At 35.7% G+C, this 14,200-nt stretch carries 13 protein-coding genes; 4 read left to right on the top strand and 9 right to left on the bottom strand.

The genetic code is table 11. From position 1 onward, the window contains the following. Nucleotide 1: 1 nt before the first annotated feature. The 6 genes from ACFFU9_RS01610 to uvrC form a co-directional block, all read right to left on the bottom strand. A complete protein-coding gene (locus ACFFU9_RS01610) occupies nucleotides 2-127 on the bottom strand; it encodes a hypothetical protein (RefSeq protein ID WP_379859609.1) in 126 nt (41 codons plus the stop codon). Nucleotides 128-236: 109 nt separating this feature from the next. Continuing rightward, entirely contained in the window at nucleotides 237-1,022 is a 786-nt protein-coding gene (locus tag ACFFU9_RS01605; RefSeq protein WP_379859656.1) for a DUF3108 domain-containing protein, read from the bottom strand. A gap of 180 nt (nucleotides 1,023-1,202) precedes the next feature. Next, nucleotides 1,203-3,443 (bottom strand): patatin-like phospholipase family protein, encoded by a 2,241-nt coding sequence (locus ACFFU9_RS01600; protein WP_379859608.1) that lies wholly within the window; start codon nucleotides 3,441-3,443, stop codon nucleotides 1,203-1,205. Nucleotides 3,444-3,588: 145 nt separating this feature from the next. Further along, a complete protein-coding gene (locus ACFFU9_RS01595) occupies nucleotides 3,589-4,239 on the bottom strand; it encodes a SanA/YdcF family protein (RefSeq protein ID WP_379859607.1) in 651 nt (216 codons plus the stop codon). 112 nt (nucleotides 4,240-4,351) lie between these two features. Further along, nucleotides 4,352-4,678 carry a DMT family transporter gene (locus tag ACFFU9_RS01590; RefSeq protein ID WP_379859606.1) on the bottom strand — a complete coding sequence of 109 codons (327 nt, stop codon included), beginning with the start codon at nucleotides 4,676-4,678 and terminating at the stop codon, nucleotides 4,352-4,354. A gap of 26 nt (nucleotides 4,679-4,704) precedes the next feature. After that, entirely contained in the window at nucleotides 4,705-6,510 is a 1,806-nt protein-coding gene (gene uvrC, locus ACFFU9_RS01585; RefSeq protein ID WP_379859605.1) for an excinuclease ABC subunit UvrC, read from the bottom strand. Nucleotides 6,511-6,706: 196 nt separating this feature from the next. Here uvrC and ACFFU9_RS01580 point away from each other — a divergent pair, with 196 nt between their 5' ends. From ACFFU9_RS01580 to ACFFU9_RS01565, 4 genes are read left to right on the top strand one after another with little or no spacing between them, the layout of a single operon-like run. Further along, the gene (locus ACFFU9_RS01580; protein ID WP_379859604.1) at nucleotides 6,707-7,132 is read left to right on the top strand and encodes an ATP-dependent zinc protease family protein; all 426 of its coding nucleotides are present in this window, start codon (nucleotides 6,707-6,709) and stop codon (nucleotides 7,130-7,132) included. Further along, nucleotides 7,129-8,004 carry a 30S ribosomal protein S6--L-glutamate ligase gene (rimK, locus tag ACFFU9_RS01575; protein WP_379859603.1) on the top strand — a complete coding sequence of 292 codons (876 nt, stop codon included), beginning with the start codon at nucleotides 7,129-7,131 and terminating at the stop codon, nucleotides 8,002-8,004. Before ACFFU9_RS01580 ends, rimK begins: the two co-directional genes overlap by 4 nt. Continuing rightward, complete coding sequence (locus ACFFU9_RS01570) at nucleotides 8,005-8,985, top strand: succinylglutamate desuccinylase/aspartoacylase family protein (RefSeq protein WP_379859602.1); 981 nt, start codon at nucleotides 8,005-8,007, stop codon at nucleotides 8,983-8,985. It begins immediately after the preceding gene. After that, nucleotides 8,982-9,545 carry a 5-formyltetrahydrofolate cyclo-ligase gene (locus ACFFU9_RS01565; RefSeq protein WP_379859601.1) on the top strand — a complete coding sequence of 188 codons (564 nt, stop codon included), beginning with the start codon at nucleotides 8,982-8,984 and terminating at the stop codon, nucleotides 9,543-9,545. Before ACFFU9_RS01570 ends, ACFFU9_RS01565 begins: the two co-directional genes overlap by 4 nt. Here the strand turns inward: ACFFU9_RS01565 and ACFFU9_RS01560 are convergent. From ACFFU9_RS01560 to ileS, 3 genes are all read right to left on the bottom strand, one after another. Then, nucleotides 9,542-10,174, bottom strand: a complete 633-nt coding sequence (locus ACFFU9_RS01560; protein WP_379859600.1) for a lipoprotein signal peptidase — start codon at nucleotides 10,172-10,174, stop codon at nucleotides 9,542-9,544. The two genes, ACFFU9_RS01565 and ACFFU9_RS01560, sit on opposite strands and share 4 nt — an antisense overlap. 112 nt (nucleotides 10,175-10,286) lie before the next feature. Then, entirely contained in the window at nucleotides 10,287-10,667 is a 381-nt protein-coding gene (locus ACFFU9_RS01555; protein ID WP_379859599.1) for a TraR/DksA family transcriptional regulator, read from the bottom strand. 4 nt (nucleotides 10,668-10,671) lie between these two features. Next, nucleotides 10,672-14,076: an isoleucine--tRNA ligase gene (ileS, locus tag ACFFU9_RS01550; RefSeq protein WP_379859598.1), complete on the bottom strand. Its 3,405-nt coding sequence runs from the start codon at nucleotides 14,074-14,076 to the stop codon at nucleotides 10,672-10,674. Nucleotides 14,077-14,200: the final 124 nt, after the last annotated feature.

The following is a 14,200-nucleotide window of genomic DNA, read 5'->3' as shown; positions in this document are numbered from 1 at the left end:
CTTATCTATATGCTTTTTCAAAACCCTCTATGATTCCTTTTTTCAGAGCAAAGCTACGCACCTCAAAATCAAATATCCTTTCAACAACCAAAGGGGTGGCACCATACTTTAAGATTAAGCTCTGCATCTGTTTAAACACACCATATTTCATTAAAAAAAATCAAATAAACTCAAATCATTTGATTGCGCTATTCCGTTTTCTGGCGAGCTTACTTCACGACGACGCCAACGCCCATTTACTTAGCGTTTACAATAACTTTAAAGGGATGTTTTAATCCTTTAAAAGCATCTAAGTCTGCGCGCAAGGATCCAACAGCTAAATCCGCTTTAATACGTAAGGGCAGTTTGTTTTTATCTTTCGACACCCAAAGCGTTAAGCTCTCCTCTTCCTTAAAAACCCTTCCAGCCATAACATAAGGCCTAAACACCAAGGTTTCCACCTTCCCAAAGCCCGTATCTATAACTTCTTCTCCTAAATATTTTAATTTAAAACCATAATTCTCATCATCAAAAAACATATCGACTTCAATCTCGTCTCCATTTTTCAGATTTTTAATATCAAGATTATTTCTCAGATAATAAAAAGTAGACACCATGTCTTGAATATTGGGCTTTGTATCAATGGTGGTTTTAGTCTTGTTTTTTTTATCGTTCACGTAGGCCTTATTGTTTACTTGATCGAAATTAATCTCTATGTCTTTGGTATGGCCACCTTCATTAATATTTCTAACAAATTTATAAGGCAATATGGTTTCTTTATCAAAATAACTCTCATACCTATCTTTCACTTTAAAAAACCACTTTATCATACCCGACGTCCAACCATTGCCAACAACATGGTATACGTCCCGTCCATTTAAATTGGCGTCTTTTACGCTAAGGGTTGCGGTACCAGCGGTTAAAAAGCCACTATAACTCATTTTAAACTTAAACCATTCGCCAGTATCAAACGAAGACTCTTTTTGCGCAAAAGATGTTTGAAGGCTTAAAATTGCAAGGGATATAAGGAATATTTTTCTCATCATTTCGTATAATTGTAATGGAACTTATTTTTTGACATTTTATTGTTCTCTCTTTAGAAAATACAATTACTGTTCCAAAAATAAAAAAATTACTGAAGTCTTTATCATTATGGGCGTTTTAATCTTTTGTCTTAAATTTAAAATCCACAAGATTGTCTGATAGCTTCTTAAAATATAGACTTAAAACCAAAAGCCTACATTAAAAAACCAAATCCCTTTATTCGTATCGGGAGACCATGTATATTTAGCCTCTAAAGGGCCAAAGAAAGTTTCGATGCCATAGCCCACGGCAAAGCCAGAGTAATTTGGGTTTAGAAACCAATCGGTTGTGGTAAAAATATCATCCCCTACATTGGCATAATTGGCGGCGATATTAACATGATGTTTTCTAAAAATCTCAGCATCGAGTGTAAAGGTTCCTTTTATAAAACTATCACCAGAAATCGAAATAAAATCATGTCCATAAAAAGGCACATAATTATTTATAAAATGATTACCATACCCTCCAAGCCCAAAGTTAAGGTAAGGGTTTGAATCTTCTCCAATTCTTAAACCTGCTTGCTGTTCGATATTAAAAGAAAACCGTTTCATGAAACCAAATGAATAACCTATAGTCGTTTTAGCGATAGAAAAATTTAGGAAGTTTTTATTAAAATCAGACGAATACAAATACATATGAAAATCGCCATCAAACAAAAAACCCTTCTTAGGGAAGTACTTATTGTCGTATGTATCAAATAACAGTGTCCCAAATAAACTTAAGTAATCGCTTTTTTCAAATATAGTAGCATTGTTGTTCTGGGAAATGGTCTGCGAGGTCATTTTTAATCGTTTATGCTCGGCACCTATCGTTAATGGTAAATCCTTCCTGAACAGGGTTTGCAGAAAAATTTGATTTGTAAAATCATTAACTCTCAGTTCTAATTTATCGACATTTATTTGTCCCATCTCCTCTGGAGTAAGTATTGCTTGGGCCGCTACGTTTTTATTAAAGTCATCATATCTTGAGCGCAACCCCACACTCCAATAAAATCCTTTATCTATATAATATTCAAAGTTATATCGCACATTATCTCCTAACACAAGATCAAATGATGCGATATCATTTTTTGCAAACACTTGTTTTTTTGTAAAATTAAGAAGCAATGAACTTTTGTACAGATCATCGTAATGAATACTTGACTTAACAAACATCGTTTTACTGCTTTCTACCAGTTCCGTTTTTAAATTGTAACCTGTTCTTCCTGCCCCAGAAGGCTCTAACTCATATAAAAAGCTATCAAAATTATTCGTAGCTATTAAATTATTAATCCCTTTATTAAAATTATCATAACTGACCTTGGAGTTTGATTTTAGTTTTAATTTCCCTAAAACATAAGACCTCGTAAAATTACTCAACCCTTTTATATCAATATTATTTATGCCTATACTGTCTGGAAGTTTCTCTAATTTATGCCGTTTTACCTTTTTCAATTGCTTTGAAGCAATATCCTGCAATGCATCTAAATTTTCTAATGCTGCTTTTTCACCTACTTTTATAATTTTCTCTCGAGCATCAAAAGAAATAACACTAAAATCTTTAATATTAGGCTTAATATAAACATCCGTTTTTTTAGATTTGATGATCATATCCTTAATGGTCCTATAGTTATTGATTTGAAGTAAAATCTCTGGCGCAGAAACCAACTCTTGTCTTGTTGCCAAACTGTCCTGAACATCTACACCTATAATAATATCCATACCCTTCGCTCTTAGTTCATCTATAGGATAATTATTAGCCACACCCCCATCGATCAACACCCGATTGTTAATAATAACAGGCTGAAAAAGCGAAGGCAATGCACTACTAGCCATAACGGTTTGTGCTAAATTACCCCGATCCAGCACAATAGCCTTACCGGTTTCTATATCAGTTGCCATGCAAAAAAAAGGAATTGGCAACTTACTAAAATCATCAACATTGCTCACGTTCATCACAAGCTTGGATAATAAATTATAGACATTCTGCCCTCTAGACCACGCTGAAGGAAATTTTAGCTTAAACCCATCAAAAGGCAGGGTTATGGCATATTTTTCAGAACTTTCCCGCTCGCGAAATGTTTTAGACTCCCGGGGCAGGTTATCGTTAATGATATCATCAAATCGCAAGGCATTAAAAATAGAATCTATTTGTTTTCCAGAATAGCCAGAGGCATACAAAGACCCGACCATAGAGCCCATACTAGTACCTGCCACATAATCGACATGAACCCCTAAGCTATCTATAATTTTAAGCACACCAATATGTGCCATGCCCTTAGCACCGCCGCCACTTAAAACCAATCCTACTTTTGGGTTGTTTTTTTGAAACACCTTGTTTTGTGCTTGTGAAGCGCACAATGCAAATACCAATAGGATTACTAGACTAATCTGGGTTTTCAATTCTTTTATGTTTTTATTTATGATTTAAGATTCTAATACATTTATAAAATTCTTTTGCTATCAAAGCGCATCGAGAACAAAACGCTTTATCTATATCGCTCGTTTACAAAGACCTACTGCAAACCGTTTGCAGCAAGTTTTCACTTTACTCTATTTTAATTTCTGCACCTAAATACCTAGGGCTTACTCCCAGAACAACATCTAAAATAGCTTTTGTTCGAGCAAAATACTCTCTAATAGTTGTTTTCATTCCATAGTGATTAGGAGGATCTTGAGCATTAAACCCGACGGCATTAATTCCCTTATGTCCAGCGAGATAAATAGCCCGTTCGTTATGGAATTTTTGAGAAATAACAGTAAAATGGCCTAGTCCAAATATCGCTTTGGCCCTTACAACAGAATCCAAAGTTCTAAACCCTGCGTAATCCAAAAATATTTTATCTTTGGGAACCCCTCTTTTTATTAATTCATCTTTAAAGTCTGTAGGCTCATCATAATTTTCATTTCCATTATCTCCACTTACAAGAACAAAATCGATTTTCCCTTTTTTAAAAAGCATAACCGTTGCATCAATTCTATATTGAAAATACAAATTTACACTACCATCCCCAATATTTTTTGAGGTACCAAGAACAAGTCCTACTTTATTTTTTTTGATACGGGAAACATCAAAAAACGTTTTGTTTTTCGCACTGCTTTTAATAGAATAGTTGGACACTATTACCAGAGCGATTGGTAAAAAAAACAAGAAAGAGAGGATTAACATCATTTTATTTCTCATCCATTTTTTTAACATGCTACACAAAAGGTTTTTATTTCTCATTTTAAAAGTGTGATTTCAAATCCACACTTAAAACTAAAAGATTTACAAAAGCAAATTCGTTTCCATTTACATTCATGATACTTCTTTAATGTGATACTATTTTTAACCCCACAATGGAAACAATTAAAGTGGTAAGAAAAAATAATCTCCAAAACGCGGCAGGCTCTTTAAATACTAAAATACCAATAAGCACGGTACCTACAGCCCCAATACCAGTCCATACGGCATAAGCCGTTCCAATAGGCAGTTCCTGCGTTACTTTTACCAGCAACGCCATGCTTATGGCCAAACACACTAAAAAACCTATATACCAATACGTGGTCTCTACACCCGTGCTTTCTTTTGCTTTTCCAAGACAAGCGGCAAACGCCACTTCAAACAATCCTGCTATTATCAATAAAATCCAATTCATTATTTTTTTATTCTATTTTAAATCCTTCACAAATTGTTTTGATTTTTATGGTAATAGTTATAAACCTTATCTGCCCTAGCCCTACCAACCACAGCTTCCAACTCATCCAGCTTCGCATTAGATACGCGTTTTACAGATTTAAAATGCCTTAACAGCTCGACAATTGTTTTTTCACCTACACCAGGAATCATTTCTAATTCTGTATTTAACGCCGTCTTGCTTCGTCTGTTTCTGTGGTGCTCAATACCAAAACGATGCGCTTCATTACGCAATTGTTGAATTACTTTAAGCGTTTCACTTTTTTTATCGAGATATAAAGGAATAGGATCCTCTGGATAAAACAATTCTTCCAAACGTTTTGCAATACCAATAATAGCGATTTTTCGTCTTAAATTTAAGACCTCTAAACTTTTTAAAGCTGACGACAATTGTCCTTTACCTCCATCAATAATAATTAATTGTGGTAGATCCTGCTCCTCATCCAGCAACCTTTTATAACGCCTATAAACCACTTCTTCCATGGACGCGAAATCATCTGGACCTTCAACTGTTTTTATGTTAAAATGCCGATAATCCTTCTTGCTAGGCTTAGCATTTTTAAAAACCACACATGCTGCTACAGGATGTGTCCCTTGAATATTAGAATTATCAAAACACTCAATATGTCGAGGTTCTTCAGAAAGCCTCAGGTCCGTTTTCATTTGTGCCATAATCCTATTAACATGCCTATCAGGATCTGTAATCTTTATCTGTTTAAAACGTTCCATTCTGTAATATTTCGCATTTCGAAGCGATAAATCCAAGATGTGCTTTTTATCTCCCAGTTTAGGAATGGTCACTTTTAAATCTTCTCCTAGCTCCACCTTAAAAGGGACATAAATTTCTTTAGAATTGGAGTGAAACCGCTGTCTAATTTCGGTAATAGCAAGTTCTAACAATTCCTTATCGCTTTCATCTAATTTTTTTTTAATTTCCAGAGTATGAGAGCGGATAATAGAACCATATGATAATTGCAAAAAATTAACATAACCATATTCCTCATCACTCATAACAGAGAACACATCTACATTACTTATTTTTGGATTTACAATGGTTGATTTGGCTTGATAATTCTCCAATATATCAATTTTCTCTTTTATTTTTTGCGCCTCTTCAAATCTTAAATCATGGGCAAATTGTTTCATTTGCAGCTTAAATTCCGATAGCGAGTCTTTAAAGTTTCCTTTTAAAATTTCTTTAATAGCTTTTATATGCCCATGGTATTCCTCTTCCGTTTCTAATCCTTCGCAAGGCCCTTTGCAATTTCCCAAATGGTATTCCAAACAGACCTTATATTTATGGGCTTCTATATTTTCTTCAGACAACACATAATTGCAGGTTCTTAAAAGGTAAAGCCCTTTTATTAACTCCAGAAGTGTTGATACCGTTTTCATACTGGTGTAAGGCCCAAAATATTCACTTCCATCCTTAATCACCCGTCGGGTAGAAAACACTCTTGGAAATCGTTCTTTTTTTATACAGATCCAAGGATAGGATTTATCATCTTTTAAAAGCACATTATAGCGTGGCTTGTGCTTCTTTATTAGATTGTTTTCCAACAGTAAAGCATCGGTTTCTGTTTCAACCACAATGTGCTTAATATCTGCTATTTTTTTTACCAGTACCCGAGTCTTCCCGTTATCATGGGTTTTAGTAAAATACGAACTCACCCTTTTCTTTAAATCCTTAGCTTTTCCAACATACAAAATACCCCCTTCAGCATCAAAATACTGATATACACCTGGGCTATTCGGCAAGGTTTGTAGTTGTAAATCTAAGGTGGTTTTTGGCATAGCCCAAAGGTAATTATTTTAATCGAAAAAACGTTTCTTAGTTAGGCCTAGAAGTTTCTTTTAAATTTGTCATTCCCTTGAAAACGTGACTATAACCTTAAAATTCCTACACATATAAATGTGTTAAACTTTTTAAATAAATGCTTTTATTATACCACTATTTTAATACCTTGCCACACATTTTTAAAAACAAAAAATGAGCAAAAAAGTTATTGGTAGCGTCGATAAAATAGACTTCCCACAACTCAATCTTTTCAACATTGATGTTAAAATAGATACGGGAGCCTATACCTCTGCGATCCATTGCTCTGAAATCATTGAAGAAGATGGTGTTTTAAAGTGTACGTTTTATAGTAAAAAACATCCTAATTTTAGTGGCAAGCAAGTTATTTTTGATTCGTTTTCCAGAACCAATGTAAAAAGCAGTAACGGTATAAAAGAAAACCGATATAAAATAAAATCTGAAATCGTGTTTTTTGAAAAAACCTATAAAATTAATTTAACCCTCAGTACGCGTTACGACATGAAATTCCCTGTTCTTATTGGCAGGCAATTTCTTAAACGCAAATTTATAGTGGATGTAGATTTGCAAAACGTATCTTTTAATTCAAAAGCTTTATGAACATCGTTATATTATCAAGAAACCCACAATTATATTCCACTCAACGACTGCTTGAAGAAGGCAAGAAGAGAGGGCATCGCATGGAAATTATCGACCCTTTAAAATGCGACATCATTATTGAAAAAGAAAAGCCTACTATTTATTATAAAGACCGTTATTTAGATTATGTGGATGCTATTATCCCAAGAATAGGCGCCTCCATAACGTTTTATGGCTGTGCTGTAGTGCGTCAATTCGAAATGATGAATGTGTTTTCCATTGCAACCTCAGGCGCCATACAACGCTCTAGAGACAAGTTGCGTAGCTTACAGCGCTTAAGCAAAGCCGGCATAGGAATGCCGAAAACGGTTTTCACAAATTATTCGCGAGATGTAGAAGAAGTTATCGAACACGTGGGAGGAGCCCCCGTAATCATAAAATTATTAGAAGGCACCCAAGGATTGGGGGTGGTTTTAGCCGAAACAAAAAGTGCTGCAGAATCAGTTTTAGAAGCTTTTAACGGCCTTGAAGCTCGAGTTATTGTTCAGGAGTTTATAAAAGAAGCTAAAGGTGCCGATATTAGAGCCTTAGTCGTAGATGGACAAGTCGTTGGCGCTATGAAACGTCAGGGCAAAGAAGGCGAATTTCGCTCAAACTTACACCGTGGGGGCTCTGCCAATATTATCAAACTGGATACAGATGAATTACGTCTTGCCCAAAATGCATCACGGGTTTTAAACCTTCCTGTTTGTGGCGTAGACATGCTACAATCTGCACGTGGCCCTCTACTTTTAGAGGTGAATTCCACACCGGGTCTTGAGGGTATTGAAGAAGCTACTGGTAAAAATATCGCAAAAAGTATTATTAGCTATATTGAACGAAATAAAAAATAAATGACTTCCGAAAGCTCTGACATACTAACTATTTTAGACGTTAAAGTCTATCCAGGTGAAAGTAAGGAAGTGAGTTTTGACGTTGCAAAATTACATACCTCATCTTCTGTTGATGTTCCTATTATTATAGAACGGTCAAAAAAACCAGGCCCTACCGTATTGTTTACAGCGGGTATTCACGGCGATGAAGTTAATGGTGTTGAAATAGTAAGACAGCTTATCGCCAAAGGCATAAACAAGCCTAAGTCTGGTACTATTATTTGTATGCCTGTTATAAATATTTTTGGATTTATAAACCTAAAACGCGAATTTCCAGATGGTAGAGATTTAAACCGTGTATTTCCTGGCACTATAAATGGTTCTTTAGCAAGTAGGGTTGCGCATAAACTCATTCATGGCGTGATCCCCAATGTGGATTATATCGTCGATTTCCATACCGGGGGTTCAGGACGTTTTAATGCGCCACAAATTCGTATTACAAAAGAAAACAAAAATCTGAATAACTTGGCTAAAGTTTTTGGAGCACCGTTTGTGCTGTATTCTAAGAATTTAAATAAATCTTTTAGAAGCACCTGTTATAAATTAGGCAAACCCATGCTCCTTTTTGAAGGTGGCAAATCGTTCCATATCGATGATAATGTTACCAATTCGGGCGTTAATGGTGCTAAACGCGTTTTATACCATTTAGGGATGTTAAACAATAAGTTTAAAGTATCTAAACCTAAAAAAGACTGTGTTTTTATCAATGAAAGCCGATGGCAACGCGCCAACTTTTCGGGTATGTTCAAGGCTTCTATTTCTATTGGAAGCCATGTAAAAAAAGGAGATGACATTGGCAATATTACCGATCCGTACGGAAAATTCAATCAATTTGTAAAAGCACAAAATTCTGGCTATATTATCAATGTAAACGAATCGCCCATAGTATATCAAGGGGACGCTTTATTTCATATCACTTCAAAACTTAAACGCCAGCCATGAGCAAACTTGAATTACGAAAAAAATATAAAATTCTTCGCAACACATTAACTTTAAACCAAGTAGAGGATTTTAGCATGGATATTGCTAATCAACTTTTAAAATTACCCATTTGGGACTTCTCTTTTTATCACATTTTTCTATCTATTTCGGAACATAAAGAAGTGAATACCGATTATATCTTGAATATTTTATCAGGAAAAGATAAAAACATCCTAATTTCAAAAAGCGATTTTAAAACAGGTGAAATGCTTAGTTTTCTTTTGACAGACAATACAATCATCAAGAAAAATAGCTATAATATTCCCGAACCTGTAGCGGGTATTGAAATCGCCAATAACAAAATAGAGGTCGTTTTTATACCGTTATTAGCTTTTGACATATTAGGCCATCGTGTAGGCTACGGCAAAGGTTTTTATGATCGATTTTTAACACAATGCCAACCTGATACTTTAAAGATAGGACTTTCTTTTTTTGAGGCTGAGCCTGAGATTACAGATGTTTATGATGGTGATATTAAGCTGGATTATTGTGTAACGCCGAAAGGCATCTTTCAATTTTAGCTTTTTGTACCGTGCTTAGGAAATGCTTTGCCATTCCATATAATAAGCATTACAAAACCTGTACTTATAGCCATATCGGCCACATTAAACACGGGATTAAAAAATATAAAATGCTCACCACCCCATATGGGCAACCATTCGGGTAAAAACCCTTTCCACAGTGGAAAATAAAGCATATCCACTACTTTTCCATGCAATAGCGAATCATAACCCCCAGTTTCCGGCAAGAAGGTGGCAATTTGTCCGTAGCTATCGCTAAACCATACCCCATAAAAGACAGAGTCGATAATATTCCCTAATGCTCCGGCAAATATTAAGGCAATAGCTAATACTAAAACACTCGGACTAGATTTTTTAATTGCAGTAACAAGCCAATAACCAATGCCAAAAATAGCAAATACCCGAAATAGCGTTAACGCCACCTTAGCAGTCCTATCTGAAATAAACGACACGATGTCACTTAATTTCGTTCCCCAAGCCATGCCATCATTCTCTATAAAGTAAATTTTAAACCATTTAAAAACCGCAACACTATCCTGAAGCTTAAAATGTGTTTTAATATATATCTTACTTATTTGGTCGATAAGCAAAATAACAATGATCAAGACAATCGATTTTTTTAAGGACATAAACTGAATTACAAATTATGGTTTAAGAATTTCGCCTACAAACGGTTATTAAAAAACAAAACGTCTCGTTTATAAGTCGAGACGTTTCAAATATATCACTTTATACTAATTATTACTGCATGTTTTTAGCTTCAATACTCAATGTTGCATGAGGCACTAACTTTAAACGTTCTTTATTAATCAATCGTCCTGTTACTCGGCAAACTCCATAAGTTTTATTTTCTATTCTGATCAAGGCGTTTTTCAGGTCACGGATAAATTTTTCCTGACGTATGGCCAATTGTGAATTTGATTCTTTACTCATCACCTCACTCCCCTCGTCAAAAGCTTTAAATGTAGGCGAGGTGTCGTCTGTACCATTGTTATGATCGTTCATATAGGCACTTTTAATAAGTTCTAAATCATGCTTTGCCTTAGCTATTTTATCCTTAATCAAATCTTTAAATTCCGCTAAATCCTTATCGGCGTATCTTACGTTTTCATCTTTACTCATAATGTTAATGTTTTTGAATAAACAATTTGGTATTTACATCATCAAAAGCAATCTCTATACCGTTATCTAATTTTTCAATAATTTGTAATTCCTCTGCTAAAGTTTCTGCCTTAATATACAACATATTTGCATTAACGGCATTCACAATATGCGCATCATTTTGAAATGTGATATCAATTCTATCGGTAACCTCAAAACCAGAATCTTTTCTTAAATTCTGAATACGGTTTACAAGTTCTCTAGCTATACCTTCTTTTCTAAGGTCTTCTGTAATCGTAACGTCTAACGCCACGGTTAAAGCGCCTTCGTTTGCCACTAACCAGCCTTCGATATCCTGAGATATAATCTCCACATCTTCAGAGACCAATGTAACATTTTTTCCGTTAATTACAACGTCTATTTTCCCGCTTTGTTCTATTATTTTTATGTCGTCTGAGGTAAAAGCCCCTACTGCTTTAGCTACCAGCTTCATATCTTTACCAAAACGTGGCCCGAGTGCTTTAAAGTTAGGCTTTATCTGTTTTACCAGAATTTCTGAAGCATCCTCCAAAAGCTCGATCTCCTTAACATTAACTTCATGTTTTATTAAGTCTGAAACCGCTAAAATCTCTTCTTTTTGTTGTGCTGAAGCAATGGGAATCATTATTTTTTGCAAAGGCTGTCGTACTTTTATTTTTTCTTTAGCACGTAAAGACAATACTAACGACGATATGGTTTGGGCCGCTTCCATTTTGCGCTCTAGGCTCTTATCTACATAGGCAGCATTAAAAACTGGAAAATCGGACAGGTGGACGCTTTCAAAGGTTTCCTTTTTAGACACAGCATTCAGGTCCAAATACAAACGATCCATAAAGAACGGTGCCACTGGCGCACCTAACTTAGCAATGGTTTCCATGCACGTGTACAACGTTTGATAGGCCGATATTTTATCTTTTTGATAATCGCCTTTCCAGAAACGCCTTCTTCCTAAACGCACATACCAGTTACTCAAATAATCTTGTGTAAAATTAGAAATGGCTCGTGTTGCTTTTGTGGGTTCGTAATCTGCATAATAACCATCTACTTTCTGGATTAAGGTATGCAGTTCTGATAGCACCCAACGGTCAATCTCTGGACGTTCTTCGAAAGGAATGTCGGCTTCACTATAACTGAAATGATCCAAATTCGCATATAATTGAAAAAATGAATAGGTATTATAAAGCGTTCCGAAAAACTTACGTTTCACCTCCTCGATACCTTCTAAATCAAATTTTAAATTATCCCAAGGGTTTGCATTACTGATCATATACCAACGTGTAGCATCTGCACCGTAATGATCTAATGTCTCAAACGGGTCGACGGCATTTCCTAAACGTTTAGACATTTTCTGTCCGTTTTTGTCTAAAACCAAACCATTCGATACCACATTTTTATACGCAACAGAATCGAAAACCATGGTACTGATGGCATGCATGGTATAAAACCAGCCACGAGTTTGATCCACACCCTCTGCTATAAAATCTGCAGGAAAGGTTTTTCCCTCATCGATCAAATCCTTATTTTCAAAAGGATAGTGCCATTGTGCGTAAGGCATCGCCCCCGAATCGAACCAGACATCAATTAAATCGCTTTCGCGGAACATTTTCTGTCCCGTTGGTGATACTAAAACAATATCATCAACAATGTTTTTATGCAAGTCGATTTTAGCGTAGTTGTCTTCAGAATGATTCCCTGTTTCAAAACTTTCGAAAATGTCTGCTTCCATAAAGCCCGCTTCTACGGCACTTTGCATTTCTGCTTTCAATTCTTCAACCGATCCGATACAAATTTCTTCTTTACCATCCTCAGTTCTCCAAAGCGGCAATGGAATACCCCAATACCGAGAACGCGATAAGTTCCAGTCGTTAGCATTTGCCAACCAATTTCCAAAACGTCCTGTACCAGTAGCTTTTGGTTTCCAATTGATGGATTCATTAAGCTCATGCATTCTTTCTTTCACATCGGTTACTTTGATAAACCATGAATCTAAAGGGTAATATAGAATTGGTTTATCCGTACGCCAACAGTTTGGATAACTGTGTTTATATTTTTCTACCTTAAAGGCCTTATTCTCTTCTTTTAATTTGATTGCAATTTCGACATCTACCGAACGCTCTGGCGCCTCCCCTTCATCGTAATATTCATTTTTAACATATTTACCGGCATATTCCCCCATTTCTGGACGGAATTTCCCCTGCAAATTAACAAGTGGTACTAAATTGCCCTGTTCGTCTTTCACCAACATAGGGGGCACTTCTGGTGTAGCTTGTTTGGCCACCAAAGCATCATCGGCTCCAAAAGTAGGTGCGGTATGTACAATTCCTGTACCATCTTCCGTGGTTACGAAATCTCCAGAAATAACCCTAAAAGCATTTTCTGGATTATTATAAGGCAAGGCATAAGGAAGTAAGTGTTCGTATTTAATCCCTACTAAATCCTTCCCAACACATGCTTTAAGAATTAAAAACGGAATTTTTTTATCACTTGGGTTATATGCCGTTAATTCCGATTTATCTGCTACTTCTTTAAACTTTCCAGCAAACTGACTGTTCATTAATTTTTTTGCCAACAGCACTTTTATAGGCTCAAAAGTATATTGGTTATAAGTTTCCACTAAAACATATTCAATTTTAGGCCCCACAGTTAAAGCCGTATTACTTGGCAAAGTCCATGGTGTTGTGGTCCAAGCTAAAAAATGAATAGTACCTTCGTTTTGTAAAAAATCTGGTAAGGTATGCGAAACAGCCTTAAATTGAGCCACGATAGTCGTATCGGTAACATCTTGATAGGTACCAGGTTGGTTAAGTTCATGCGAACTCAATCCCGTTCCTGCTTTTGGAGAATAAGGTTGGATAGTATAGCCTTTATACATCAAATTTTTATTGTAAATCTGCTTGAGCAACCACCAAACGCTTTCCATATATTTTGGTTCGTAGGTAACGTATGGATCATCCATATCTACCCAATACCCCATTTTACGGGTTAGCTCGTTCCAAGCATCGGTATAGCGCATTACGGCTTTACGACATGCGCCGTTATAAGCCTCAACAGAAATACTCTTGCCGATATCCTCTTTAGTTATTCCCAATTCCTTTTCAACCCCCAGCTCAATAGGCAACCCATGGGTATCCCAACCTGCTTTACGCTTAACTTGGTAGCCTTTCATGGTTTTATAACGTGGAAAAATATCCTTAATAGCCCGTGCCAAAACATGGTGCACCCCAGGAAGTCCGTTTGCAGAAGGAGGTCCTTCATAAAAAACAAATGGCTTACGTCCTTCTCTTGTGCTTACACTTTTCTCAAAAATGTTATTTTCTTGCCAATATTGCAATATCTCGTTTGCAACATTTGGTAAGTCAAGTCCTTTATATTCAGCAAATTTCATACTCATTTACGCGTATTTCTTATAAGATTGCGAAATTAAGGAATTTTAAGAAATTAGGCGTGCTTTTGAAGTAAAAGCACGAATATTTTGTTTTTTTATTTAGGATTATAGAAATACAGCCACCATACTA

It is taken from the genome of Mariniflexile ostreae, assembly GCF_042427585.1.
In the GTDB taxonomy this organism is placed as follows: Bacteria; Bacteroidota; Bacteroidia; order Flavobacteriales; family Flavobacteriaceae; genus Pseudalgibacter; species Pseudalgibacter ostreae.
This window is presented reverse-complemented; position numbering and strand designations above follow the sequence as displayed.

Coding starts and splice junctions, on each gene's coding strand:
- ACFFU9_RS01610 (WP_379859609.1), bottom strand. CDS start 127: ATGCAGAGCTTAATCTTAAAGTATGGTGCCACCCCTTTGGTTGTTGAA.
- ACFFU9_RS01605 (WP_379859656.1), bottom strand. CDS start 1,022: ATGAGAAAAATATTCCTTATATCCCTTGCAATTTTAAGCCTTCAAACA.
- ACFFU9_RS01595 (WP_379859607.1), bottom strand. CDS start 4,239: ATGTTAAAAAAATGGATGAGAAATAAAATGATGTTAATCCTCTCTTTC.
- ACFFU9_RS01590 (WP_379859606.1), bottom strand. CDS start 4,678: ATGAATTGGATTTTATTGATAATAGCAGGATTGTTTGAAGTGGCGTTT.
- uvrC (WP_379859605.1), bottom strand. CDS start 6,510: ATGCCAAAAACCACCTTAGATTTACAACTACAAACCTTGCCGAATAGC.
- ACFFU9_RS01580 (WP_379859604.1), top strand. CDS start 6,707: ATGAGCAAAAAAGTTATTGGTAGCGTCGATAAAATAGACTTCCCACAA.
- rimK (WP_379859603.1), top strand. CDS start 7,129: ATGAACATCGTTATATTATCAAGAAACCCACAATTATATTCCACTCAA.
- ACFFU9_RS01570 (WP_379859602.1), top strand. CDS start 8,005: ATGACTTCCGAAAGCTCTGACATACTAACTATTTTAGACGTTAAAGTC.
- ACFFU9_RS01565 (WP_379859601.1), top strand. CDS start 8,982: ATGAGCAAACTTGAATTACGAAAAAAATATAAAATTCTTCGCAACACA.
- ACFFU9_RS01560 (WP_379859600.1), bottom strand. CDS start 10,174: ATGTCCTTAAAAAAATCGATTGTCTTGATCATTGTTATTTTGCTTATC.
- ACFFU9_RS01555 (WP_379859599.1), bottom strand. CDS start 10,667: ATGAGTAAAGATGAAAACGTAAGATACGCCGATAAGGATTTAGCGGAA.
- ileS (WP_379859598.1), bottom strand. CDS start 14,076: ATGAGTATGAAATTTGCTGAATATAAAGGACTTGACTTACCAAATGTT.